General features: G+C 55.4%; 16 protein-coding genes and 1 pseudogene. 6 read left to right on the top strand and 11 right to left on the bottom strand.

Annotated elements, in window-relative coordinates:
* The first annotated feature begins 50 nt into the window (after positions 1-50).
* Entirely contained in the window at positions 51-1,706 is a 1,656-nt protein-coding gene (locus RHP47_RS08430) for a phosphodiester glycosidase family protein (protein WP_310840224.1), read from the top strand.
* On the opposite strand, the gene RHP47_RS08425 is transcribed toward RHP47_RS08430, so the two are convergent.
* On the bottom strand, positions 1,703-2,857 hold the full coding sequence (locus tag RHP47_RS08425) for a M23 family metallopeptidase (RefSeq protein WP_286625337.1): 1,155 nt from the start codon (positions 2,855-2,857) through the stop codon (positions 1,703-1,705). The two genes, RHP47_RS08430 and RHP47_RS08425, sit on opposite strands and share 4 nt — an antisense overlap.
* A 61-nt stretch (positions 2,858-2,918) precedes the next feature.
* Positions 2,919-4,244 carry a cobyrinate a,c-diamide synthase gene (locus RHP47_RS08420; RefSeq protein WP_310840221.1) on the bottom strand — a complete coding sequence of 442 codons (1,326 nt, stop codon included), beginning with the start codon at positions 4,242-4,244 and terminating at the stop codon, positions 2,919-2,921.
* A 156-nt stretch (positions 4,245-4,400) separates the two neighbouring features.
* Here RHP47_RS08420 and RHP47_RS08415 point away from each other — a divergent pair, with 156 nt between their 5' ends.
* Both RHP47_RS08415 and RHP47_RS08410 read left to right on the top strand, forming a co-directional pair.
* Positions 4,401-6,599: a phosphoketolase gene (locus tag RHP47_RS08415; RefSeq protein WP_310840219.1), complete on the top strand. Its 2,199-nt coding sequence runs from the start codon at positions 4,401-4,403 to the stop codon at positions 6,597-6,599.
* Positions 6,600-6,605: 6 nt separating this feature from the next.
* Complete coding sequence (locus RHP47_RS08410; RefSeq protein ID WP_190278035.1) at positions 6,606-7,796, top strand: Coenzyme F420 hydrogenase/dehydrogenase, beta subunit C-terminal domain; 1,191 nt, start codon at positions 6,606-6,608, stop codon at positions 7,794-7,796.
* A 73-nt stretch (positions 7,797-7,869) separates the two neighbouring features.
* Here RHP47_RS08410 and psbA (RHP47_RS08405) read toward each other — a convergent pair whose 3' ends face one another.
* Both psbA (RHP47_RS08405) and psbA (RHP47_RS08400) read right to left on the bottom strand, forming a co-directional pair.
* Positions 7,870-8,952, bottom strand: a complete 1,083-nt coding sequence (psbA, locus tag RHP47_RS08405) for a photosystem II q(b) protein (protein ID WP_149819938.1) — start codon at positions 8,950-8,952, stop codon at positions 7,870-7,872.
* 312 nt (positions 8,953-9,264) lie between these two features.
* On the bottom strand, positions 9,265-10,347 hold the full coding sequence (gene psbA / locus RHP47_RS08400; protein WP_149819936.1) for a photosystem II q(b) protein: 1,083 nt from the start codon (positions 10,345-10,347) through the stop codon (positions 9,265-9,267).
* A 264-nt stretch (positions 10,348-10,611) separates the two neighbouring features.
* On the opposite strand from psbA (RHP47_RS08400), the gene RHP47_RS08395 reads away from it, so the two are divergent.
* Positions 10,612-11,799, top strand: coding sequence for a TRC40/GET3/ArsA family transport-energizing ATPase (locus RHP47_RS08395; RefSeq protein ID WP_286625334.1), 1,188 nt, complete (start codon positions 10,612-10,614; stop codon positions 11,797-11,799).
* 19 nt (positions 11,800-11,818) lie between these two features.
* Positions 11,819-12,520: an ABC transporter ATP-binding protein gene (locus tag RHP47_RS08390; protein ID WP_315863437.1), complete on the top strand. Its 702-nt coding sequence runs from the start codon at positions 11,819-11,821 to the stop codon at positions 12,518-12,520.
* Here RHP47_RS08390 and RHP47_RS08385 read toward each other — a convergent pair.
* Together RHP47_RS08385 and purD are read right to left on the bottom strand one after the other, a co-directional pair.
* On the bottom strand, positions 12,517-12,810 hold the full coding sequence (locus tag RHP47_RS08385; RefSeq protein ID WP_310840217.1) for a DUF3082 domain-containing protein: 294 nt from the start codon (positions 12,808-12,810) through the stop codon (positions 12,517-12,519). The two genes, RHP47_RS08390 and RHP47_RS08385, sit on opposite strands and share 4 nt — an antisense overlap.
* A complete protein-coding gene (gene purD / locus RHP47_RS08380; RefSeq protein WP_286668611.1) occupies positions 12,807-14,111 on the bottom strand; it encodes a phosphoribosylamine--glycine ligase in 1,305 nt (434 codons plus the stop codon). Before purD ends, RHP47_RS08385 begins: the two co-directional genes overlap by 4 nt.
* A gap of 601 nt (positions 14,112-14,712) precedes the next feature.
* Here purD and RHP47_RS08370 point away from each other — a divergent pair.
* Positions 14,713-15,326, top strand: a pseudogene (locus RHP47_RS08370) (transposase).
* On the opposite strand, the gene RHP47_RS08365 reads toward RHP47_RS08370, so the two are convergent.
* The 5 genes from RHP47_RS08365 to RHP47_RS08345 form a co-directional block, all read right to left on the bottom strand.
* Positions 15,279-18,161, bottom strand: a complete 2,883-nt coding sequence (locus tag RHP47_RS08365; protein WP_286668610.1) for a BPTD_3080 family restriction endonuclease — start codon at positions 18,159-18,161, stop codon at positions 15,279-15,281. The pseudogene RHP47_RS08370 and the gene RHP47_RS08365 sit on opposite strands and share 48 nt — an antisense overlap.
* Positions 18,162-18,185: 24 nt before the next feature.
* Complete coding sequence (locus RHP47_RS08360) at positions 18,186-20,099, bottom strand: AAA family ATPase (protein WP_310840216.1); 1,914 nt, start codon at positions 20,097-20,099, stop codon at positions 18,186-18,188.
* Complete coding sequence (locus RHP47_RS08355; RefSeq protein WP_310840215.1) at positions 20,096-22,309, bottom strand: DUF559 domain-containing protein; 2,214 nt, start codon at positions 22,307-22,309, stop codon at positions 20,096-20,098. Before RHP47_RS08355 ends, RHP47_RS08360 begins: the two co-directional genes overlap by 4 nt.
* A 311-nt stretch (positions 22,310-22,620) precedes the next feature.
* Complete coding sequence (locus tag RHP47_RS08350; RefSeq protein WP_226971918.1) at positions 22,621-23,490, bottom strand: DNA methyltransferase; 870 nt, start codon at positions 23,488-23,490, stop codon at positions 22,621-22,623.
* 437 nt (positions 23,491-23,927) lie between these two features.
* On the bottom strand, positions 23,928-26,771 hold the full coding sequence (locus RHP47_RS08345) for a UPF0182 family protein (protein ID WP_310840214.1): 2,844 nt from the start codon (positions 26,769-26,771) through the stop codon (positions 23,928-23,930).
* Positions 26,772-26,778 lie beyond the last annotated feature (7 nt).

Below are 26,778 nucleotides of genomic sequence, written 5' to 3'. Positions count from 1 at the left end.
TAGTTTTTGGGAGTGCAATTGCTGTCGCGATCGCTCCCTCAACAATGGCAATGGCGCAGGTTATCGCCGGCGATCGCCTGAACTTAAATGGCCGCGACTATGCAGTGGCTTGGCAGCAGTGGCGCGATGACCAAAATCAACTGCGCATAGGGATTAGCGATGGTGGCCTTGCCAATCGCTTCGGGGTGCTCCTTGGGGATACTACAGACCCGTTTCAGCAACCAGTGGCTTGGTTTCAGCCGCAATTTAGCCCCTTGGCGGTGCGCTTTAGCCCCAACGGCATGTATCGCTACTTGGACATTACACCGTGGATTGAGCAATATCAGTGGCAGGTGCAACCCCAAGGCAATACGCTCCAGATCAGTACCCCCCCGGCACGGATTCTCAGTTGGCGGCAGGGACGACAACCTTGGGGCGATCGCTGGGTCTTTGAATTGGATCGCCCTACCCCTTGGCAAGTGAATCGGCTCACCTTTAGTCGTACTGGTCTCGCTCCCCGCGATCTTAGCCTGACGATTGAGGCGACGGGACAGTTGGCCACGATTCCCAATGTCAAAATTACAGCTACCCCCAATCGCACAGTCTTGGAAACACAAATTCCTAGCACAACTCGCCCAGTGGCCTCAATGCTGCTCAATCCACCGCGTCTGGTGATTGATTTTCGCAGTGATGCGCCCCCCCCGCGTACGATTCAATGGGCACCGGGGCTACGTTGGCAACAGCAAACCGTTACCCTCGGCAGTCGTCAGTTTCCTGTGGATCTGCTGATCATTAACCCTCAGCAGCCGGGGCTGCGTCTGCGTCCCCTCGGCATGACCCCCACAACCTTGGTGGGCTTAGCAACGGTGCCCGAACTGGCTCAACGCTGGCAAGCCGCAGCCGCCATTAATGCTGGATTCTTTAATCGCGATCGCCAAGCTCCCTTGGGGGCCATTCGCAGTGAGGGCAACTGGCTCTCAGGTCCGATTCTCAATCGCGGTGCCATTGGCTGGGACGATCGCGGCCAGATGGTTGTCGGTCGCCTTAGTTTGCAGCAGCGGGTGAGGACGCCGGACGGTACGGTGCCCATTGTCACGTTCAATTCTGGCTATGTCCAAGCCGGTCTTGCCCTTTATACCCCCAGTTGGGGCGCGAGCTACCAAGGGAAAACGGGCAGCGAAGTGGTGATTACGGTGCGCAATCAGCAGGTGGTGGGGCAGCAACCGATCAATAACAATCAAGCGATTCCTATTCCTGCAGATGGCTTTCTACTGGTGGCGCGTAACTTTAATTCCGCCTTGGCAAACTTCCCACCGGGAGTTTCCGTGCAACTGGAAACCACGGCTGTGCCCGCTGTTTTTAATAGCATTCCCAATATTGTTGGTGCAGGTCCCCTACTGGTGGATCAGGGGCGAGTGGTCTTGAATGCGGCACTGGAGCAATTTGGAGCGGGTTTAGATGCGCAGGCAGCCCCCCGCAGTGCCATGGGCAATCGCAATGATGGCAGCATTGTCTGGGTCACCACCCACAACCGTGTTGGGGGTATGGGGCCAACCCTCGCCGAATGGGCACAAATTGTCCGCCAGTTGGGCTTGATCAATGCCGTCAATCTGGATGGTGGCAGTTCCACGGCTCTCTACATTGGTGGGGTCTTGGTGGATCGCCATTCGGTGACAACGACGCGGGTGAACAACGCCATTGGTGTCTTTTGGCAGCCAACCCCCTAGAGATAGGCCAAGGGATCGCTGGGTTCACCGTTCAGGCGCACTTCAAAGTGGAGGTGGGGGCCTGTTGAGAGTCCCGTCGAGCCAACCTCAGCAATGGGCTGTCCCTGCTGCACAAATTCACCTTCCCGTACGAGCAATCGCTGGGCATGGGCATAGAGGGTTGTCATGCCGCCGCCATGATCCAGAATCACAGTTTGGCCGTAGCCCCCTGACCAACCGGCAAAGATCACGGTGCCCGCTTCAGCAGCAAAGATGAGGGTGCCAAAATCAGCACCAAAGTCCACACCAGCATGAAATCGCCGTGTGCCTAAAATTGGGTGAATCCGCCACCCAAAGGGACTGGTCAGCGGTGCTTGAATGGGGTAGGCAAGACGACCACTGCGGGGAAGGGGTGGGGCGCCCCTAGGGACATAACCGAGGCGTTGGTTAATGAGCTGCTGAATGGCGGCACTATCACGGGCGAGTTGGGCTTCAATGGAGGCAAGGGCTTGGCGATCGCTCCGTAGGCGAGCAATGAGTTGCCGTTGGTTTGCAGCTTCGCGCTCATAGATGGCCTGTTGCTGTTGCAGTTGTTGGCGTAGGGCTTGAATGAAGCGCTGTTGCACTTGAATTTGTCGCTCCTGCTGCTGAAGTCGCTCGCGATCGCGAACCAAGGCGGCCAAGTGCTGGCGATCGCGCTCATAGACTTGACGCAGACGCCCCTGCTGCTCAAACCAGTCATTGAGCGTTTCCGCTTCAAAGATCATTGCCCACTGGGGAATCTCACGGTAGCGTTGGAGCCGCCGCAGGCGATCGCTAATCACGGCCACACTGGCTTCGTAGCGCTGGCTGAGGGTTTGTTGCTGTTCCTTGAGGTCTTTGAGCAGTTTTTCCGCTGCTTGCAGGCGATCGCTGGCCGCCATTAATTGCTGCGTTGTCGTATCCACATTGGTTTCCAAACTCTCAAGGCGATCGCTCGCCGCTGCCTCAAGGCGTTCGAGTTGTTGACGCTGCTGACCCACCGCCTGCTGGTGCTGCTGATGTTGTTGGATCACCCGCTGCCAATACGCCAAGTTTTGGGAGGGCGCCGTTGCCCAAGCCGCCAAAGTCACGCCTAGCATCACTAGCAGCCCAAGGCAAAGGTATAGCCCGTCGCGGTATTGCTTTGGCATTGACCTTCCCCAACACCACCCTACAAAAATACCTTCAAAAATTACGCTGCCGTGAGTCGCATTATCCAACCTTTGCTGCCTGCTGCAGAAAGCGAATCGCCCACTGCGGATTGCCGCCCCAATGGAGATGGAGATAACTGGCGTGGAGTTGAGAACTGCCCCAGCCCTCGGCTTGACCGTCCAATTGCCACAGCGGCGTTGGCGGCGACACACTCAAACAGGAATAGTGAAATTCATGGCCTTGAACCCTCTCTCCTGCCCGCAGACACACCGTTGTTTGCAAAGCCGTGGCTTGGCGATAGCCGAGGGTGAGTTTTCTACCCATGTGGGCAACCGTCGGCAAGTATCCCACCAAAGGATAGTAGTGTCCCTCGCAGGTTTGGATGCCTTGGCTGAGGTACATGAGGCCACCACACTCGGCATAGAGGGCTAAGCCCCCTTCAATGGCCTGCCGCAGTGATTCAAGGAACGAGTGATTCGCCGCTAGCTCTGGGGCAAACACCTCTGGAAAGCCACCCCCTAGGATCAACCCCTGTAGACCGGTGGGCAAGTGGGCATCCCGCAGGGGTGAGACCGGAATTAACGTTGCCCCTAAAGCGTGGAGCAGATCAAGGGTGTCAGCGTAGTAAAACTGAAAGGCGGCATCTTGGGCAATGCCAAGGGTGACTGGAGTCAGGGGGGAAACGCTAAAAGGGGGGGCTGCGGGGGTGGGGGCTGGGGCAAGGAGTGGCGTGAGGCGCTCCCAGTCAAAATAGGTGTTTCCTAAATGGGCAAGGCGATCGCCGAGGTGCTGAAATTCCCCTGATTCGTGGGGCGGCACTAAGCCGAGGTGGCGACTGGGGAGTGCCAAGGCCTGATCGCGATAGATGATGCCGAGAATGGGCACCCCAAGGGGGGCAAGGGCAGCTTCTAACATTTGCCGATGGCGATCGCTGGCCACGCGATTTAAGACCACGCCGGCAATCTGGAGGGAGGGATCATAGTGGCAAAAGCCATAGACCAAGGCCGCCACCGAAGCTGCCTGTTTTTGCACATCCACAACCAGTAGGATGGGAGCCTGCAAGAGTTGGGCAATGTGTGCCGTACTGCCCTCATGGCTGCCCCCTCGACCATCAAACAGCCCCATCACCCCCTCAATGAGCACTGCATCCATACCCTGACTGTAATAGCCCACACAGGCGCGGACATAGTCAGCACTGGTCAACACCACGTCAAGGTTACGGCAAGGGCGGCCACTGATGGCGCTGTGAAACAGGGGATCAATGTAGTCAGGCCCCACCTTAAATGTTTGGACGCGCTGCCCCCGTGCCGTTAAGGCTGCATTCAAGGCCAAAGCAACCGTTGTTTTGCCGACACCACTGCGATCGCCCGCTATCACCAATGCCATCGTTAATCCCGTTCCCCAAGAAAAATCAATCTATGGCCACAATCCATCGCAATGCCTGCATTTCAGGGAGATTCCCTGCCCCAGCCGCCGTGAGAGCGCCCCCCACCCCTGTAAGATAGGAGACTAAGCGTGCAGTCAACAGTTGGGTCAGGGTCTATGACAGCGGTAACTTCGGTGCCCAGTTTCTGTGAAGGAATCCAGTATTTCGGCGACGATTGGCCAGATTGGCAACGGTATGGTCAAAGCCCCCTCCTCAATGACCAACAGAGCACCCTCACAGACTTAGACACCCCTGCGGCTGCCTATCAAACGCTCCTCTATGCCGACGCCCTGCGCTATCTAATTTTACAGATGACCGGCAGTAAAGCCTCAGGTCACCCCGGTGGTTTTGCCAGCCAAGCGGAAGCTTATGCCGCCCTAGTAATGCTGGGGCACAAGAACATCATCACCGAAGTAGGGCACCACGCCCCCGGCTTTTATGCCGCCCTGTTCTTGGATCGCTCCCTAGAAAAAATGGGTATTTATACGGTTCAAGACCTGCGCGATCGCTTCCGCGAAAAACATGGCCTCCTTGGCCACCTCTCTGGCTATATTCCGGGGGTTCTGGCCCCCGCTGGTCCCCTCGGACAGGGGCAGCACTTTGCCATGGCCGCCGCTTGGTTGCACCGCCAAACCCTCTTTCCCTTCACCTTGGGGGATGGTGGCCTAGGGGAACCCTATGTGATGAGCAGTATGGCCCACTTCCACACCGCTTTTCCTGAGGTGACCAACTTCCTGCCCATCCTCGTGTGGAACGGCTTTAGCCAAGAGCACCACAGTATGGTCTCCCGCAAAACCAATCCCGAAATGATGGCCTACTGGCACGGCAATGGCTTCCAAGAGGTGGTGCTGGTGGATGCCAAGGACTTTGACGACAGCGACCAAGAAGGGGATTACGTTGATAGCACGCTCTTTTCCTTTGGTCAGCGATTGGCCTTCATGCAGGCGGTGCTCAAGGGGGTACAGGAGGCGGCGCGATCGGCCCTCTCCGGCAAGTTAACGGTTTTTATCCTCAAACAACTGAAGGGCGCTGGCGTTCATGCCAAAGGGGCAAAATCCCACAATCTCTACGCCCAGCACACCCTCGACAACCCTGATATTGTCAATGCCCTGAAGGCCCGTGCCCTTTCCCCCGCTGCTTGGGAACTGGTGCGCCAAAACTGTGTTGCTGCGGCCGGTGGGCCAGCGGCGGAGGTGGTGGTTACTGAGCAGGTCTTAGATTTACCGCCCCTTGGGGAGGTTGCCCTTGAGGCCTATGCCTTGGGTGAAAACAAAGTAGCCACAACGGCGATGGGGCGCATGGTGGCAGAAGTGGGACAGCGCGATCGCCGCTATCTGGTCACGAATGCCGATGGCAATGAGGCCTCTGGCATTGGCAACATCAACCAAGCCCTGAAGATCATTCACCCGACCACGGATCCCCTCTACAACCAAGTGCCCAATGGCCAAGTCTATGAACCCCTGAGCGAAGATGCCTGTGCGGGTCTGGCGGCAGGGCTGTGCTTGATGGGGAGCCGCAGCCTTTGGTGCTCCTACGAATCCTTTGCCATTAACGGCCTTCCCATTTGGCAAACGGTTACCCAAGCCATGGCTGAACTCCGTCGTCCCACACCCGCCACAGTGACCCTTTATACTGCGGGTGCCCTTGAGCAGGGGCGCAATGGCTGGACGCACCAACGCCCGGAAATTGAAGCCTACTACGCTGCCCTATTGCGCAATGGCAATGTCTTTGTCCTCTTTCCGCCGGATGCCAACAGCATTCAAGTGTGCTATCGCTGGGCACTCACAGCACAAAACAAGGGAATTGCCATCTTTGCCAGTAAAACACCCCTACCGGTGCGCACCACCTTTGCCCAAACCGAACAGGCCCTTGATGACGGTGCAGTAACCCTCTACGAGTCTGCCGCTGGTCGTGCCACATTAGTACTGGCGGTGCTGGGGGACATGATTTTGCAACCCGTGTATAATGCCCTGCCCCAGTTGGAGCAGCTTGGCTATCGGGTGCGGATTGTCTCGGTGATCAATCCCCGGCGACTGTACCGCCCCACGGATGTTGCTTGGCAAACCTGTGCTGAACCCGATGGTGGTTTTGCCGATGAGGCCACCTTCCAACGACTTTTTGGTGGTGATGCCCTTTTGGGAGTCACGGGCGGCCCTGCGGCACTGTTGGAGCCAATTCTTTTGCGTGCCACCTGTCCCCGCGATGTGTTGGCTTGGCAACGGGGAGAAACGACGGCTAGCCCCGCCGAACTCATGGCCTACAATGGCCTCACCCCCGAAGCGATTTGCGATCGCGCCCGTTCACTCCTGAAGTAAGTGCCCATGACTGCCGCCCATCAAAAAGCCCGTGCCCTCAAGCCCGGTAGCCCCCGCCCCGCCAAGGCGCTGTGCAGTGAGTGTGGTCTCTGCGACACCTACTATATCCACTACGTCAAGGAGGCCTGCGCCTTCCTCAATCAGCAGTTTGAGACTCTCGAGCAGCAAAGTCATGGCCGTGCCCGTGATCTTGACAATTGGGACGAGTGCTACTTTGGCGTTCACCAGCAGATGATAGCGGCTCGCAAAACCGAACCCATTGCGGGGGCGCAGTGGACGGGCATCGTCAGCAGTATTGCCATTGCCATGTTGGAGTCGGGACGGGTCGAGGGCGTTGTCTGCGTTCAAAATAGCGAAAGCGATCGCTTTACCCCCAAGCCCGTGATTGCCCGCACTCGTGAAGAGATTCTGGCCGCTCGCGTCAATAAACCGACCCTGTCTCCCAATCTATCGGTTCTCGAGCAGGTGGAGCAATGCGGCCTCAAACGCCTGTTGGTGATTGGGGTTGGCTGTCAAATTCAGGCGCTGCGAGCGGTACAGGACAAACTGGGTCTTGAAAAGCTCTACGTCCTGGGCACTCCCTGCGTGGACAATGTCACCCGTGCGGGTCTGCAAAAATTCCTTAAAACCACCAGCCGATCGCCCGAAACCGTGATTTACTACGAATTCATGCAGGACTTTCGGGTGCATTTCAAGCACAGCGACGGCTCCACAGAGACGGTGCCCTTCTTTGGCCTCAAAACGAATCAACTCAAGGATGTCTTTGCCCCCTCGTGTATGAGTTGCTTTGACTACGTGAATGGCCTTGCCGATCTGGTCGTGGGCTACATGGGCGCCCCCTTTGGTTGGCAGTGGCTGGTGGTGCGCAATGAGCTTGGCCAAGAAATGCTTGACCTCGTGCGCGATCAATTGGAAACGCAGCCCGTTACGAGTGCCGGCGATCGCCACGCTGCCGTGCAACAAAGCATTCCTGCCTACGATAAAGGCGTCACGCTCCCCATGTGGGCGGCGAAACTAGTCGGCCTAGTAATTGAGCGCATTGGTCCCAAAGGGCTTGAATATGCCCGCTTTTCCATTGACTCCCACTTCACCCGCAACTATCTCTATGTGCGGCGCAACTATCCCCAAAAACTGGCTGCTCACGTGCCCCCCTTTGCCAAAAAAATTGTTGATCAGTATCAACTCCCTGCTCAATAATCGCGACAAAAAAAGCCCCCCTGTGGGGAGCGATATTTGGACTTATCACTAGAGAGGTTTAGGAGCGACCTGTTTAGGCTTCAATGCTTGGGGCAATCATCGCCACAGGAGCCGATTCACCGCTTGCCAAGTCGAGGGGGAAGTTGTGGGCATTGCGTTCGTGCATCACCTCAATACCAATGTTGGCGCGGTTGATGATGTCGGCCCAAGTATTGATGACATTCCCTTGCGCATCCACAACGGAGTGGTTGAAGTTGAAGCCATTGAGGTTAAAGGCCATCGTGCTAATGCCAAGGGCAGCAAACCAGATACCCACCACTGGCCAAGCGGCGAGGAAGAAGTGCAGCGAGCGGCTGTTGTTGAAACTGGCGTATTGGAAGATCAGGCGCCCAAAGTAACCGTGAGCCGCCACGATGTTGTAGGTTTCTTCCTCTTGACCGAACTTGTAGCCGTAGTTGGTGGACTCGGTTTCTGTAGTTTCACGGATCAGGCTGGAGGTTACCAGCGAACCGTGCATGGCAGAGAAGAGGGCACCGCCAAAGACGCCAGCCACACCCAGCATGTGGAAGGGATGCATCAGGATATTGTGCTCCGCTTGGAACACAATCATAAAATTGAACGTACCAGAAACCCCCAGCATCAAGCCATCAGAAAAGCTACCTTGACCAATGGGGTAGATCAACAGCACGGCAGTGGCGGCGGAAACGGGCGCAGAGTAAGCGACCGGAATCCAAGGGCGCATGCCAAGACGGTAGCTGAGTTCCCATTGGCGACCCATGTAGGCAAAGATACCGATAAGGAAGTGGAAAATAATCAGTTGGTAAGGGCCGCCATTGTAGAGCCACTCATCCAGAGAAGCAGCATCCCAAATGGGGTAGAGGTGCAAGCCAATGGCATTAGAGGAGGGTACCACTGAGGCTGTAATGAGGTTGTTGCCATAGAGCAAGGAGCCAGAGACAGGCTCACGGATGCCATCAATATCCACGGGGGGCGCCGCAATAAAGGCAATGACAAAGCAAATCGTTGCGGCAAGGAGCGTCGGGATCATGATTACCCCAAACCAGCCAATATAAAGGCGGTTTTCGGTGCTGGTAATCCAATCGCAAAAACGCTCCCACAGATTCGCTGTCTGACGACGTTGCAGAACTGTAGTCATAGTCGTTATGAATCCATGAATAACAACAGAACTTAAGCAGCAGCAATGAACGCTGCAAGCTCTTATTTATTGATTATATGGTTATATTTCTGAACAGCAAGAGGTTTGAGGTCAACTTTTACAGAATCAAAAAACCTTTATCTATCCATTGACTTTTATCAATCTTTTAGATTGACGTTGGGCGGGTAGCAGCGTCTCTGAGACTTGGTTTTTTACCGTGTTGAGCGTGTTAATGCCTGTGGGCTATAACGCAATAAAAAACCGCCCCTAGTGCAGGAGCGGCTGTGTCAAAGTTCAGCAGATGAGCGTTACTTAGCCGTTGATGCTGGGAGCAATCATGGCCACAGGAGCAGACTCAGCGCTGGCCAAGTCGAGGGGGAAGTTGTGAGCATTGCGCTCGTGCATCACTTCCATACCCAAGTTGGCACGGTTGATGATGTCAGCCCAAGTGTTGATCACGTTGCCCTTGGCATCAATGACCGAGTGGTTGAAGTTAAACCCGTTGAGGTTGAAGGCCATCGTGCTGATACCCAGAGCGGTGAACCAAACCCCGACCACAGGCCAAGCGGCGAGGAAGAAGTGCAGCGCACGGCTGTTGTTGAAGCTGGCGTATTGGAAGATCAAGCGACCAAAGTAACCGTGGGCAGCCACGATGTTGTAGGTTTCTTCCTCTTGACCAAACTTGTAGCCGTAGTTGGTGGATTCCGTTTCGGTGGTTTCACGGATCAGGCTGGAGGTCACCAGCGAACCGTGCATGGCGGAGAACAGAGCACCACCAAAGACACCGGCCACACCCAGTTGGTGGAAGGGGTGCATCAGGATGTTGTGCTCAGCTTGGAACACAATCATGAAGTTGAAGGTACCAGAGATACCCAGGGGCATCCCGTCAGAGAAGCTGCCTTGACCAATGGGGTAGATCAAGAAGACCGCAAAGGCAGAGGCCAAGGGGGCAGAGTAGGCCACGCAGATCCAAGGCCGCATGCCAAGACGGTAGCTGAGTTCCCACTGGCGACCCATGTAGCAGGAGGCACCCAACAGGAAGTGGAAGACAATCAACTGGTAGGGGCCACCATTGTAGAGCCACTCATCAAGGGAAGCAGCTTCCCAAATGGGGTAGAAGTGCAAGCCAATGGCGTTGCTGGTGGGCACCACTGCACCGGTGATGATGTTGTTGCCATAGAGCAAGGAGCCAGAAACAGGCTCACGAATGCCATCGATGTCCACAGGGGGAGCAGCGATGAAAGCAATCACAAAGCAAATGGTTGCGGCCAGCAGGGTGGGGATCATAATCACACCGAACCAGCCCACATAGAGGCGGTTATCGGTGCTGGTCACCCAGTTACAAAACCGCTCCCACAAATTCGCGCTTTCGCGACGTTGGAGAGTTGTGGTCATAGTCGTGATAAGTCCAAATATATTTCCAGTTACAAACCCTTGAAAACAGTTATAAACTGCAAGGGCTTAAGCATTAACTTAATATTTGCCCCAAGGGATCGGGGAGAGGCCTAAATTATTGTTAGTAAAGCTAAATAAGTAGTTGTATTTATTTATTTTTCTTAATGATTTTATTTCCATTGATTGCGAGCGATCGCCCCCCCCTGAGGACAAGCTCAAGGGTTAAGATGTTTTAAGCAACCGTGTTTAGGGCAGAGCCTTCCCATGCGCGTAATTTTAATGACTGGCAAAGGTGGTGTTGGTAAAACCTCAGTGGCGGCAGCAACGGGGTTACGCTGTGCTGAGTTGGGGTACAAAACGCTGGTGCTGAGCACCGATCCTGCCCACTCCCTTGCCGATAGTTTTGACCTCGAATTGGGGCATGTGCCTGTGCCTGTGGCCAAAAATCTCTGGGGAGCCGAACTGGACGCCCTCATGGAACTAGAGGACAATTGGGGCGCTGTCAAACGCTACATTACCCAAGTCTTGCAAGCACGCGGGCTAGAGGGCGTTCAAGCCGAGGAACTGGCAATTTTGCCGGGAATGGATGAAATTTTTGCCCTTGTGCGCATGAAACGCCACTATGACGAAGGCCAATACGATGTCTTAATTATTGACTCTGCCCCCACAGGCACAGCACTGCGGCTGTTGAGCCTACCCGAGGTGAGCGGCTGGTATATGCGTCGTTTCTATAAGCCTTTGCAGCGGATGTCTGTGGCCTTGCGACCGATTGTGGAGCCAATTTTCAAGCCCTTGGTGGGGTTCTCTTTGCCCGATCAAGAGGTGATGGATGCGCCCTATGAATTCTATGAGCAGATTGAAGCCCTTGAAAAAGTCCTCACCGACAACACCCAAACCTCAGTGCGCTTGGTCACCAATCCAGAAAAGATGGTCATTAAGGAGTCGCTGCGCGCCCATGCCTATCTCAGCCTCTATAACGTGGCCACCGACTTAGTCATTGCAAACCGTATTCTGCCGAACACGGTACAGGATCCCTTCTTTGCCCGCTGGAAAGAAATGCAGCAGCAATACCGTCAAGAAATTCACGACAATTTCCGCCCGCTACCGGTGAAGGAAGTGCCCCTGTTTGCTGAGGAACTCTGTGGTTTAGCGGCACTGCACCGCCTGAAGGAGACCCTCTACGCTGATGAAGATCCAGCTCAGGTCTATTACCAAGAGCAAACGATTCGGGTGGTGCCCAGTGATGGCCAGTACAGCCTTGAACTCTATCTACCGGGGGTACCCAAGGAAAAAATTGAACTGAACAAGACGGCAGATGAGTTGAATATCCGCATTGGTAACCATCGTCGTAATATGGTGCTCCCCCAAGGATTAGCAGCACTGCAACCGGTGGGCGCGAAAATGGAGGCGGACTACCTGAAAATCCGCTTTGCTAGTGCCACCAGTGGCTAAATCGGCTAATCAATGACTGATGAGACTTGCCACTGTGACAACAACTGGGCTGGCGATCGCCACCACCAATCTGACTAAAGTTTATCGTTCTGGCCATCACGAGACCCCTGTTCTTCAGGGCATTAACCTGCAAATCCAGCACGGTCATATCCATCTGCTAATGGGACCTTCGGGTTCGGGGAAAACCACCCTGCTCTCGATTTTGGCCGGCATTCTTGCCCCCACCAGTGGCCAAGTGGTTGTCTTAGGCCAAGAGATTACGCAACTGTCCAAGGCTGCACTGGCAAAATTTCGGCTGCAAAATATTGGCTTTGTCTTTCAGAGTTTTAATCTTTTCCCCGCCTTGACCGCACTGGAAAATGTTGAAATTGCCCTCAATCTTAAGGGCATTAAAGGTAAAAAAGCGAAGGAACAGGCAGCAGCGCTTCTCAAGGCCGTTGGCTTGGGCGATCGCCTTAACTTTGTGCCCGCAAATCTTTCTGGGGGTCAGAAACAGCGGGTGGCCATTGCCCGTGCCCTAGCGGGTGAGCCGCAGATTATTTTTGCCGATGAACCGACGGCTTCCCTAGATTCCCAAAATGGCCAACAGGTGATCAAAATTCTCTACGAGCTAGCAAAGCAAAAAGGCTGCACAGTGTTGATTGTTACCCATGATCCACGGATTACAGCCATTGCCGATCGCCTCACCAAAATCGAAGATGGCAAAATCAGCGACGGTTAAGCCTGTTCCCGTTGTCCCCAGCGTTCCCAAAGGAGTTGCAGCGTCAGCGCCACGAGACCCACGGCAATAATGCTAAAGACCCCCGTTGCGAGGGTACACAAGCCCACCACAAGGGTGCGCACGGCCACGGCCAAGCTATAAACCAGTTGATTGTGGTAGCTCACTGCGTGAGTGGCAAAGACGTAGGCGATCGCCCCTGTTAGCCGATAAAGGAGAATCCCAAGCGTGCCAGCAATGAGCGCACCGCTTAAACAGCGTAATGGGTTAGTTTTTGGGGAAAGAAGGGTCATGGATGGTACTCACCTTTGTGAGCCGATGATTCCAGAATACGGTAGCCAATGTCACGACGATAGTAGCAGTCGGCAAATTCAATGGCGCTGACACCCGCATAGGCCTTGGCTTGAGCCGTGGCAAAATCAGGAGCCAAAGCGGTAATGTTCAATACCCGACCGCCATTGGTGTACCATTGCCCCTCTTGCCAGCGCGTTCCAGCATGGAAAACGAGAACCCCTTGGGCGATCGCTGCGGGAATACCCTGAATCACATCCCCCTTGCGGTAACTCCCCGGATAGCCCCCCGCCGCCATCACGACGGATAGAGCTACCTCATTGCGCCATTGCAACGCTCCCAAACTGGCTAAGCGTCCCTCGACACAGGCCAAGAGCACCTCAATCAGAGGGGTTTCCAAGAGGGGGAGGACGACTTGGGTTTCAGGATCACCAAAGCGACAGTTAAATTCTACCACGTAGGGATCCCCTGCGGACGTCACCATCAGACCGGCATAGAGCACCCCACAATAGTGGATTCCCCGATCCTGCAACGCCCCAAGGGCAGGTTCAAGAATCGTCTGTTGAATTCGTTGCATTAACTCTGGTGTCACCCAAGGGACAGGGGCATAGACCCCCATTCCTCCAGTATTTGGACCTGTGTCCCCTTCGCCAATGCGCTTATGATCTTGGGCGGGCAGCAGCGGCAGAATGGTTTTGCCATCGGTAACGGCGAGTACGGAGACCTCTTGCCCCTCTAGTACTGATTCAATGACCACCTGTTGACCAGCGGCGCCAAATTCACCCCCAAAAATCCGCTCGAGGGCAGCGATCGCCTCCCCTTCGGTGGCCGCTACCGTCACTCCTTTACCTGCCGCTAAACCATCGGCCTTAATGACAATGGGTGCCCCTTGGGCTTGAACATAACGAGAGGCCGCCTCATAAGTGTCAAACACTGCTGCTTTGGCCGTAGGAATCTGAGCCGCCTCCATGAGCGCCTTTGCCCAAGCTTTACTGGCTTCAATTTGTGCCCCTGCTTGGCTAGGGCCAAAGACAGGAATCTTTAGCGCCTGTAGGCGATCGCTTAAGCCGGCGGCAAGGGGAACCTCTGGCCCGACAACCACTAAATCAACGTTATTCTCTTTGGCAAATTCACCAATACCCGTGAGGTCGGTGGCTTCAATGGCCACATTCTCACACCGCTCCAAGCAGGCTGTGCCCCCATTACCGGGGAGACAATAGACCTGTGTCACGCGAGGAGAATCGAGTAATTTCCAAGCGATCGCGTGCTCTCGACCACCACTGCCAACGACAACGACCTTCACAGATGCACTCCAAAAAGATAAGCCATATTTTGAAATCAATCTTCAGGAGACTATCAAGTTTATCAGTCAATAGGCAACGTTCTCTCCAAAGGTAAAATGATTGGCTTATTCCTTTGCAGAAGTATTGAACAACAGTTTGAAGAGGTAGGAAAAAGAGAAGAAATATTGTATTCTTCCCTTAAAAGATTAAAAAACAGTCAATTTACTATGGCATCTTTTGGAGCTATTGTCAAGTCTATTCTCAGGCGCCTCAGCCCTTGCGACTATCCCGTCCTGAACTCACAACTGCTCTTCAAAATCTGGCTGACGTACATTTTGGACGCCAGCTTAAACAGTATGAGAGCCTTGTTTTATCGGCTCAATCAGTCAGGAATAACAGCCGTTTTCACAAGGATGACGAGAAACAGTAGTCTGGCTATGGCGTAAAGTTACGTCCTATCAAGATATTGACCCGAATAGGAAACGGCTGTTCAGGTAGATATAGCTATTTCGAAAGGGAGTGAGATATTTTCAAGAGGGATAGGCTATACTCAAAGCGTCATGAATGTTACTCAAGAACATGAGCTATAGCTTGGACTGACGAGAGCGGGTTGTCTCCTACATCAAGCAAGGTGGCAAAATCAGTGAAGCGACTCAAATCTTTCAGGTCAGTCGCGCCACCATCCATCGCTGGCTGAAGCGAGAGGACTTAGCGCCCACGGTTGTCCCCCGTCGTCCTTGGAAACTGGATTGGGCGGCCTTAGCAGCGGATGTTGCTACCCATCCCGATGACCGTTTAATCGACCGTGCCCAGCGATCGAGTGGAGTCTGAGTATGGGTGGTCAGCGCGAGGCCAACGAATTGATGGAGAGTGAGTGGGGAGGCGTCAGAAAAGAGAGAGTTGAGTCGCAGGACGGTATAGATACCAGAAAGACTTCATCGCCCCAATGCTGTTTTCAGGATATTTGAATGCGTTATGTGAGTTGGTTGAGTCAGTACTGTTTGCCGGCGTTAAAGAGACCGTCGTTGTTGATGATGGATAATGCACCGATTCATCCCCAAGGGGCGATTCAGGCAGTGGTGAAAGCGGCGGGTCACGCGGTGTTATTTTTACCGAAATACTCTCCTGATTTGAATGTGATTGAGCACGACTTCAGTGTGTTGAAGCGAGCGCGGATGTATGCAGGGTCAAACAGTTCGATTGATGAGGTGATTCGCAAGTATTGTGCTGGATAATGTCTCATTCTTTATTGGAATAGCTATATCCTGAATCTCACCGGGCGTCTTCGCTACTTCCGCGCGCCATCGCCCGAAGCCGCCGTGCGCGTTCACAGCTTCGCACCACTCTGCAAGATACTGACGCTTCACCTTGTCCTGCTCCGTATCCTGACCCTTTGTTTCTAGAATCAGATGATCACCGTTCTTCAGCCGCACCAGGAAATCAGGCCGATACTTGCGCACCACACCACGATAAACGTAGAGCACTTCGAAGCCTAGGTGGTCATTCTTGACCCAGGCAGCCACCGCGTCACTGCTGTCGAGCGCGAAGGCGTCGGACGCTTCCCATGTGCTGTCGTAGACGCAGACGTTGATATGGGATTTCTCCGTGCGCTCGCAGGGCTTGCCCGTGTACCAAGTGCGCATCTCGCCTGTGGAACGGATGGGATAATCGCGGTCGAAGACCGGCTCCAGCCGCCCGGTGGTTTCCTGCCGCACCGCCTCCCATATATGCTGCACCACCCGCGACAGGTTCAGCGTGATGATCAGCCGTCGGCGCAATTCGTCCTGCTCGAAAACAAGCGGCGAGATCACAATCCGGTCGGAGCGGATGAACTGCTCGACGATACGCACGAGCTGAGCCAACAACACCTCGCGGCTGCCCCGCCAAGTGCGCTTCATCTGGTCGAACACGTCCCGCGCGGTCTCGAAAATGATGCGTTGGGTGCGGAATTTCCCCGCCAGCCGCTCCAACTTGATGCGGTTGATCCGGGTGACGTCTGGCTTGCCTTCGAGGATCGGCGCCAGCTCGGCGACCTTCGCTGTCTGCGCCGCGTCCAGTTCCAATGGTCGCACCTTCGACCAGTCCAAGGTCAGCGTCGGTTGAAAGACGCGCTCGATGCGCACCACATTCGGCCAGCGGATCTCGAGCTGTGCCTTGGTCGGGTCTGGCTCAACGGCGGTCTTGGGCGTGGGCGGCGGTGGCGGGTCGTTCTCGCCGCCTTCGTGGGGCAAGAAGGTGAAGGGCACGCCGAAGATGTTGACGTATTCCGGCTCGAACAGCCCCGTTTCCGGGTTGACTTCGTACGAAGTGCGCCGCAAGCCGCGACCGACCACCTGCTCGCACAGCAGCTGCGACGTGAACGCCCGCAGTCCCATGATGTGCGTCACCGTCTTGGCATCCCAGCCCTCGGAGAGCATGCCGACGGAGATGACGTTTTGGATTCTCTCGCCCGGCTGTCCCACCTTGCCCACCGTGTCCACCATCTGGCGCAAGCGCTCGGCCTGCTCTGCCTTGCTCAGCCTGCGCTCAATGGGGGCGTTATCCGAATCCGTCTCGTCTTCCTCGGTCTCCCTCTCCCCCTGAGAGAGGGCCGGGGCGAGGGCTTCTTCTTGCTTCTCCGCCTCATCGAGCACCTTCGAGTCGATATGCAGGATGCGCTCTGGGTCGCACAGTTCGTCGATGTGGATGCGCCGCGAATCGAAGGCGTGCTTCACGCGCGCCGCGGTCTCGGTGCGGTTGCAGACGGTGATCATCACCGGCGGCGTGGACAGCCCGGCCGCCTTCCATGCCTTCCACGTCTCGCGCCAATCGTAGCCTAAAAGGTAGTAGGCGTTCAGCACTAGGTCGGGCAGCGGTTCGTGTGGTTCGGCGCGGCGGTTCAGGTCGTCTTTCACGTCCGGGTCGTTGTAAATGTGATAGAGGCGCGACTTGTAAGTTTTGGCATCGGGGACGGCATCGTCGCGCACCACCACGCGCGGGGTCTTGACTAGGCCAGACTCGATGGCGTCATTCAAGCCGAAGTCGCTAACGATCCAGTCGAAGAGCGCCTCTTCGCTGCTCTTTTTGCCCGAAGGCGTGAAGGGAGTAGCGGAAAAATCATAGCACCTGAGGATGCCCCGCGAGCGGTGCAGGCGATCCAGCCCGCCGATCCACACCGTGGCCTCCGCGGCGCTATCCTTGAGATCCCGCTGCCGCAAATACTTTCCTTCCGCCTCCCAGTTCACACGCCAGGCGTGGTGCGCCTCGTCGTTGATGACCAGAAGGTTGCGCGCATTGGCCATCTCGCCCAGCACCTCGCGCGTGTAGGCCTCGTCGCTTTTGACCCCGCGTTTGTCCACAGACTTGCGTTTCTTGATCTGTTCTTCGCTCTCCCAGGCGAGGGCGTGCCAGTTGCGCACCAGCACTTTGCCCTGGCGCAATTTCTCGAGCAAGGACGAGGGCACTATGTCGAAGGCTTCGTAGTAATTGCCGTCCGCGGCGGGGTAAAGCACTTCCAGACGCTTTTTGACCGTCAGCCCCGGGGCGATGACCAGCACGTTTTTGGAGAAACGGGCATCCTGCGGGTTGGCCACCTTGTTCAGGACCTGCCAGGCGATGACCAAGGCCATGACGATGGTCTTGCCCGAACCGGTGGCCATCTTGCAGCATTGGCGGATGAACTCGCCGCCGTCGCCGGGGATTTCGATGCCGGTGCGCTCAGCGGGGGCGGCCTCGGTCAGCCAGATGAGCGTCTCCACCGCCTCCAGCTGGCAGAAGAAGAAGCGCCGCCGGTCAAAGTTTTCGGGGTCGGTCCAATGTTCCAGCAGCCGTCTAGTGATGCTGGTAACGCCCGGATAGCGCGCCTCCCGCCAGCATTTCACGCGCGGTCGGATCTGGTTGACCAGCGGAATCTCGACGAAGATGCCCGGGTCATCGAAGGCTTTTGAGTCGGGCGTCGCCACCACGTACCCCGCCGGACGACGGCCTTCCACCAATTCGAAAGTGCGCGTCTCGCGGTCGTAACGCCAGTGCCGCTGCGGCTCCTCGTAGGGCGAGTTGATGATCAGGCGGTCAATGGTGGTGCTGGGCATCAATTTTCCTCTCTATTTTCATTCTTAGTTAGCAAACTCCATGATCTTATTGCAAAGCTTCTCGAGAGAATCCGATTTCTTGCCAGCATCCCAAGCTATCTGGAGTCTCGATGCAATGTGCAACGCGTTCTTCTGTAGATTCCCGGCAGACCCGTATTTAGCATCTGCCTCAGATCGAAACTCATCCCAGTTCTCTTTTCCAATCTCTTGCTCAACCACCTGCCCGATGTCTGAGGACCACATGACTACAGCGGCTCCCCAGAACGTACTGGTCGGGAACGGCTCAGGATCAGATACACCGCATAACTTGAGGATTGCGCTGTTGTCTCTGCGGTGTTGCTCCCTGCTTCCGTTTTTGTCCGGCTTGTCGCCGTCCGAATCCAGTACCGCGAGAGTCGGGATCTGCAGGCACCTGGCTACCGCGAGAGGTTGAAGCATCCGACTTTTTCCACCGGTGGGGACAATGTGACAGCCGAGTCGTCTGAACTCATCCCACCGGTTGAGCAAGTGAAGGTAGGTGGTCAAATATGCAGTATCCTCTAGCCCCTCGACGAATACGATCCTAGACGCGAAGAATATTTCGCTGAGCTCAGGCTGGAGTGCTTGATGGATCTTTGCCAACTGCTCGCTCGGTTCGACAGGTTGCTGGCCTTTCACAGCCGCAATTTGATTTGCCACCTCTTGATGGGTGGTCCTAGTAATAGACGAAGCACCATTGACCTTGCGGACCATCCGGACACTCTCGAATCTCTCACCTGATATGAAGTATGGACTGTGGGTTGTAACCAAGATTTGAGAGTTCTGTTCGCTCAGCTTCACGAGCACGTTATAAAGATGCCTTGCTTGTGGGGGATGCTGATAGAGCTCCGGCTCCTCACAGGCGAGAATCAGCCGTGGATCTGCGTCGTCTCTGCCAGAGAGTTCTTGGAGCAGTGCGAGAATAAACGAACGTTGAAGCCCGTGCCCGAAACGTGTAAGATCCCCTTCAAACCCTGCCTCACCGAGAATGGCCTGAGCAAAAGGCTCATCAACACGTACCGCCTTTTCGGGGTCCTGGTACCATTGCACTCGAAGCGTTGCGTCTTGATGCGCCCACTGCACAAGCCGATTTCGCAGAGCTGTAGATATTTCGGTTAGCTGTGCCTGACTATCGGCAAGGAGTTGTCTGTACTTCTCCTGCATTTCCTTGCGGATGGGATCAAATGACTCCTTGAGGTTGACTTTGGACCGAACCGTGCGGCTCAAAAGCTTCCCTAGGGCTGTGTCCTTAGACTCTTTCTGCTCGCTAGCCGCTTCCTTCACTGCGGGCACGTACACCCACTGGATGTATTTCTCGAGAAGGTTTTTACCCTTTGATACACCATAGAACTCGTCCGCACTAGGGAGTTCTTCGCACAATTCCGGGTGCTTTTCTTCATACTCACGAAGTGCTTGGACCATTGCATCCTTTGTGCCAGGATGCGGAAGATCAGGGTACTTCTCTCGCACCCTGGTGTATATATCCCTCAGCTCAGCAACCCTTTTCCCAGCTTTTTCGGCTTCAAAAAACAGCGCGAAATCCTTGATAACCATCCGGCGACCGTACTGCTTTACTTCGGCTGTGTTTGCAACAGGATCAAATTGTGCCTCAACTGAGACAACCAATTGATCATGGCGCACATAATGCTGGAGTTCATTCTTAGCTTCCTCTGAGAAGTCTGTAAAAGTGATCGTTATCTCGATAGGATCCGTTGTGTTTTTGGCATGGAAATCCTCCTCACTGAGCGAACGCGTGTTGAGACCGGGTATCCCTGATTCACCAAAGAAGACGTTGAGGGCATGCAGGACACTTGACTTCCCTGAGCCGTTGGCTCCAACGAAGCACGTGTAGTCATCAAGTTCGATAGTCTGTTCCTTTATCGAGCGGAAGTTTCGAATGCGGACGGATTTGATCTTCATGTGTCAATCTCCATAATCTTCAAACTCTCGATCGGCTGGCCGATGAGCCAGAACGATTCGTTGCTGGCGCGCTTTTTCTTGAGGTCGTCGGTGAGCAGATCGGCGTTCATCTGCACCTTCAGAAACTGCATACCCGCGAGTTTCGGCTTCATCTCGTCAATATCCTTGGCGGCTTCCGGGTCGAACTGGAAGGCGGCGAAGACCAGCAGTTTCGGCTTAGGGACAAGCTGCTGGGCTTCTTCCCATGCCCGTTGCACTTGGCGCTGTTCCAGCGGCGCGTGTTCAGGGCCGAAGGAGACCACCACGCGCATCGGGCTGTCGGCCGGGCCGGGCTCGCGCACCGAATCGGCACCTTCGTCGCTGGGGCGCGTCTCGCCGTCGGCGTGCAAAAAGCGGCAGCCGGGCAGCGGCTCTAGGCGCGCGAAGCGGATGTACTGCCCCGCCTTGCCGCGGATGCCGGCGCGCAGCAGTTCGTCGCGCCATTCGGCTTGGCGCAGCGTCTCGCCCGAGCGGGCGATGGATGTGTCGGCTGGTTGGGATCTGGCTTCGAGAATCTCCTCCGGCGACTTGACCGCCGGCGCGGGCACGGCCTCCACCGTGAACGGGCCAGTGACGCGCACCTTCTTGCGGTCCACCAAGGGCTGGTCGTAAAGGGTTTCCTGCGGCACGTGGCGGGCGATCGCCTCATTCATGGCCTTTTGCATCGCGCGGCGGGCGGCATAGAAGGCGTCAAAAGGCTTGCGAGCCGCTTCCGGCCAGTCGGCAGGGAACGCGAAGGGCACTTCCCATTCCATAAGCTCGCTGACCTTCACTACCTGACCCGAAGGCATGGTGAAGGTGTCGTCCTCCGGCGCGGCAAAATCCACGAATTGCCCGGCGCCACCCCCTTGCGTGACCTTGAAACGGGGATAGCCCTCACCCCCGGCCCACCTGCCCCCGTCAGGGGGTCTCCCAGCGGGAGAGGGGAGACGGAGCGCGGCGTTGAGGTCTGCCAGCGCCTGTTCGATGGCCGGGTGCATGCGGGCGTAGATGCCGTCGATCTCTGGGTTGTTGGCGATGGACTTGAGTGTCACATGCGGCACGGTCTTGTACTTGAAGCCGCTGCCCACCCCCTCTTCGGGATGCGCCAGCTCGTAGTAGTCGAAGACCGCGGTCATCAGGCGCTGGCGGGCGAGGGTGAGCGCCACGCGCGACGTGTCGCAGGTGATCCAGCGCCGGCCCCACTGCTCGGCCACATAGGCCGTCGTGCCGCTGCCGCAGTTGTGTACGGCGCAGACTTCCGTTATAAACGAGTGAGCGTCCTCTACTTCTAAATCGTAAACCTCTTCCTCGGACAAGTCTCTAACCACCTCCACAAGGCGCACGGGAACGCGGTCGGGACCGTGGAACAGAATGTCTCCCTCTTGTATCTGCTCTGCCTCCATCCACTGGGCATACTCTGGCGAAAGTTGCTCTTTACACGCCTGTCCAATAGCAGTGCAAACCCCTTCGAGATTATGCTCTACTTCTGCGGCGGGAACACGCAGCACTTTTAGATTCAGCGCGTGCATGAACTCATCGCGAACACGGTCATGTTCCATGGCGGCCGGAGTGCCATGAGCCATGGCGCCGTCCACTTCTACCACTAAGGCAGCTTCACGGCAATAGAAATCGGCGATATAGGGGCCAATAGGGTGCTGACGTCTGAAGGTAAAGCCCAACCCATTGCCTCGCAAGACTTTCCAAAGTTTCCGTTCAGGCGGAGTCATTTCCTTGCGGAGTATTTTGCTTCTGCCGCGCAGCGCTTTGGGAATACCTGACCAGTCGGAATGTCCACCCAGGCTGTGCGGTCGTCTGTGGGCCAACACCCTGTGATCGGGCGTAAGCCATAGGGTTTGCCCGCTAAGGTCGTGCCGGATGCCGATCATCACGCCGCGATACATTCGCCGTATCGTGCGCACGACGCGATGGGGCAAGCCGTCATGCGCCAGCAGGTAGTCGCCGGGGTGGATGTCTTCGATGGCGATGAGGGTAGCCCCCCTGTCATCCCCCCGCACGCGGGGGGATAGGGCTTCTCCCTCCCCACGTGTGGGGAGGGCCGGGGAGGAGCCGCAAACCCACACCCTCGTCCCCTTCCGCACACAGGTCGGGTCGAACACCAGGTCGCCAAGGTCGGTGGTCAGCGGCAGTATCATTCCAAAGGTTGTCAATCTGCTGGAGAGGAAAATCATCAAAGCATTGCTTGTATCTTGGAATGTTGCCGGTGTCGTATAGTCTGCAAGCGGTAATAAGGCGTTGCATTCCCTCCCTATGTGTGCGCCAGCTTTTCCTCTGTGCCGATATGATCCTTCCTGAGAACTCAAAGTCATAGGTGCAAGACTCGGTGTAACCAGAAGACTTGAGGTCACCCAAAGCCAGCCTCTTTGATCCTTCAATTTGGTCAAGCTCGGTTGACAATGCACGAATTGGTTTTACCTCTCCACTCGGCAACTCTACGAATCCAAACCAGGATTCATCAAGACTCTTCTCCGTGTAAAGCTGCCTATATTTCACGCCCTCCCTGTTTTTCGCATACCAAATTAATGATATCGTGAACTCTCGGTAATTCTCCAAACCCAAGAGGCGATGTTTTGCGGAAAGATATTTGTCTTACAAAATTCCCCGCCCCGAACACCTCATCCATCAAACAGCGCACGCGGTGCACGTTCTCATCTGAGATCTGCATGAAGATGCTGCCGCTCTCGGTGAGCAGTTCCCGCGCCAGAAGCAGCCGGTCGCGAAGATACGTGAGGTAGGAGTGGATGCCCAGCTCCCAAGTATCGCGGAAGGCGCGGATCTGCTCCGGCTCGCTAGTTAAGTCCTCGTCCTTGCCGTCCTTCACGTCGCGCTTGTTGACGAAGGGCTGGAAGTTGGAGCCGTACTTGATGCCGTAGGGCGGGTCAATGTAGATCATCTGCACCTTGCCGGCCATGCCCTCCTTTTCCAGCAGCGAGTTCATCACCAGCAGCGAATCGCCGGCGATCAGGCGGTTGCTCCAGTCGTGCTTGTGTTGGTAGAACTCGACGACCTTGTGCAAGGGTTCTTGGCGCTCGACCTCGAACAACCCCAGTTGCACCGGTTCCTGTTGCCCATTTTTCTTGCGCACCGCCTCGATAATTGTGCGCGGGTCAATGCGCTCGTGGACGTGCAGGGAGACGGTGGGAACTTCAAACGAGGTATGCTCGGCTTTGCCCGCCCAGACCAGTTGCGGGTCGAGGTGCGGGTCGTAGGCGTAGCGCTTTTTCTGCTGTCCGGTGTCGGGGTCGGTTTCGGGCGTGACCAGCCCAACGGGCGGGTTGTTGACGCGCGCTTTGTCCCGATACTCGTAGGGTGCGATCGGACGCTTGGTCTCGGTCTTCTTTTTTCGGGCCATCAAGTCCTGTCTGCAGATTGGTGGTTTTGAAAGCTAAACAGTAATTAAACTGCAATAGTAGATACGTATGCAAGGACTTAATTTGTAAAGATAAACAGCATAGAGACCCCATACTTAACCTGCTATCTAAGCAAAATACCCAAACAGAACAATGGCCTGAGTATCGAAAGTGAGTGCGCTTTTACCTGCATTTCTGCAACAAGTATGGGTCGGATTCTGGCAGCCTGCACTAGCTTCCAAGAGACAGACGGTGAAATAACAGGCCGAAGCCCAGCAGTCGATTGGTTATTACAGACCCCTCCTCTCGCCATTTAGTCAACCAAGGGGAAAAGCCCACTCCGAAACCATGGAATCTGTCACTGCTGATGAGAAATCAGGTGCTCCCATTACGGAAGTAATACCAATTAAACTATCTTTCAACGTTTCTGCGATGAAAGTTAATCAGGAAACAGTTTTTGCAAAGCCTCCTCTAGGGTAGGTGCCATCACAATCCGCTGGTTATCCATAACAATGACCCGTGCCAAGGTGGGCAGTTGATTTTGATCGGCTTCGAGGTAAATGGGTTCGACGTAGAGGAGCGATCGCTCGATGGGGATAATCAGAAGATTTCCCTGCACCGATCTTGACCCTTGGCGATTCCAGAGGGAAATTTGCTGTGAAATCATTGGGTCTTGATTGATCCGCGCCTCCATTTGTTCAGGGCCAAAGACCAGTTCTTGCTTGGGAAAGACGTACAGCAGGAGCTTGCCATAGTTTTGACCATCGGAGCGAGCCGCTAGCCAACCAATGAGGTTGGGACGATTCACGGGCGTAAAGGGAACAAGCAGAATAAACTCCTCAGTGTAGCCAATGGGCAGCTTGGTAATGAGATAGTAAGGGGCAACGGCTTGGGGTTTTTCGCGGTAAATCTCCTTGGGAATTTGCCAGAGGTCTTCGCGGTTGTAAAAGACCACGGGATCCGTCATGTGGTATTTCAGGAGTTGTTCCGACTGCACCTGCATCAAATCAATGGGATAGCGAATGTGGCGGTAGAGGCGGTGGGGCATGGCACTCAGGGGATGAAAGAGGGTTGGAAAAACCCGCTGCCACGTGCGAATTATGACATCGTCGGGTTCCACCACATAAAACGTGACATCGCCGTTATAGGCATCCACCACCACTTTGACAGAGTTGCGAATGTAGTTAAAGGAGTGCTCGCCGGGATCGCCATAGGGATAGTAGCGACTGACGGTATAGGCATCAATAATCCAGTAGAGATAGCTCACCCCTGTGGCGCTAGGACTGGCGGCAATGTCCTGTTCAGAGCGTGGATCGGCGACCACAAGGTAGGGTTCACTGTCAAAACGTAAAAAGGGGGCGATCGCCCGCACCCGCTCTTGAATTAAGCGACGAAAAAGTACCCGTGAGTCCGGTCGTAAATTGGGGGTCAACAGCAGTTGCCAGTCACCAAAATAGACACCGTAGACCAAGCGCCGCCACCAACTGGCAATGGGAACCCCCCCCGTACCGTCGTAGTGGTTATAGACATTTTCAGCGCCACGGGGAAAATCCAGCTCTGGAACCGCCGAAGGGGCAAAGACATAGGTATGGGTGAGTTCACCGTAGTAGATCCGGGGGTAGAAAAAGGGAATGCTTTCACGGATTTGCGGCGGATCGACCAGTAGCTCACCCGTATCGCCAATATCGCGGACAAAGTATTTGGGCAGACCATTGGCCTCGGCGGTATTCACGGGACTCATGGTGAAGCCATAGCCGTGGGTAAAGACCAAGTGTTCGTTAATCCAAGTACGGGCAAAGCGCTGAACCGCACTGTAGTCCACTTCGCGAGCGGCAATGAGGACTTGGCGAATTTCTGATTGGTCTTGCTCAGGGGATAGTTTGAGATAGTAGCGATCCAAAAAGGCCGCTGGAAACCGATAGTAGGAGCGCAGTTGTTGCAGTTGCCGGTTCGTTTCTAAAAGGGGGCGGGTATCCCAAAGGCGGATATTGCGGGTGGTGGCGGCGTTGGCAGCAATGATCTCAGCGTTGAGGTTATTTTCCGGCTGAAAGGGTTCGACCCGCATTTTTTCAAGGTTAAAGCCTTCGCGGGTGTGGGTAATGGTGCGTTGAATGTAGGGGAGTTCCCGTTGCAGTTGATTGGGTTGAACAATGGCCGCTTCAATGGCTGTGGGCAGGAGCCAATCGGCAATCAGGATGACCACTAAATAGCCCAATGTAAAGCCAAAGAGGCCGGGGGCGATCGGTCCTAGCCGCCGCTGCCCTTCACCGCCCCGTCGAATCGCTGACCAAGCCAGTAAACAGGCGACGCCAAAGGCCGAGGCTGAAAGCCAACCATAGAGGGGTAAGCGTACAGTGACGTCGGTATAGCCGGCGCCAAAGGCAGCCCCATTGGTCGAATAAAGAAGTTTATAGCGTTCTAGCCAGAAGCTAAAGGCCACTGTGGCAAAGACAAAGGCACTTAAGCCCTGTAAATGCCGCCGTTGCGATCGCACGAAGCCGAGGAATTTGCCATGACTGAGACTTTCATTGGCAAGGAGATAACCCAAGGCCGTTCCCCCTAAGCCGACAACACTGAGGTTCACCAGCCATAGGCGCAACAGTTCCCACAGGGGGATTTCAAACAGGTAAAAGCTAATGGAATGGCGAAATAGCGGTTCCGTATGGGGATCACTGGCGGCAAACAGTCCCTTGAGCACCACCGGCCAGCTCAGGCAGGCGATCGCCCCCATGGCAACGCTCAAGAGAATTGCAACCCCCTGAAAGAGGCGCAGGGGCAACCACAACCCCAGTAGCAATGCCGCCAAACTCGGCACCAGTAGCCAAGGATTCTGCACCACTAGCAGTGATAGCTCTGCCACCCGCCAGACACTCAATTGCGGCAGCAGAGGGCTGTTAAAGGTGATTTCTGAACGCTGTTGCCACAGTTGCAGCGCGATCGCCCCAATGTGGTAAGTAGCAACAATTAGCAACCAAATGAGACCACTGGCACACAACAAAAGCCGCCACAGCCCCAGCCCCCGATAGGTACTCTGGGCGGTCAGGATGGGATCGAGGGTCACGGTGCGTTGCCGCAGGAGCCAGTGTTGCTGCCAGCCATAGAACAGTGCCGATGCCCCCGCAACCGCCAGAAACAGTAAAGCTTGGACACTCCAGCGCTGCCAGACCACCGCCAAATAGCCCAGTTGATCAAACCAGAGGCTTTCGGCAATGAAGCGGCACAGCCCCACCCCAAGGGCGATCGCTAGAACCAGACCACCCAGCCAGCGCAGCCAGCGGGGCATCAACTGT

The organism is Thermosynechococcus sp. QKsg1 (assembly GCF_031586415.1).
Taxonomy (GTDB): Bacteria; Cyanobacteriota; Cyanobacteriia; order Thermosynechococcales; family Thermosynechococcaceae; genus Thermosynechococcus.
Note: the sequence above shows the minus strand (reverse complement) of the source record. Positions and strands in the feature narration are given on the sequence as shown.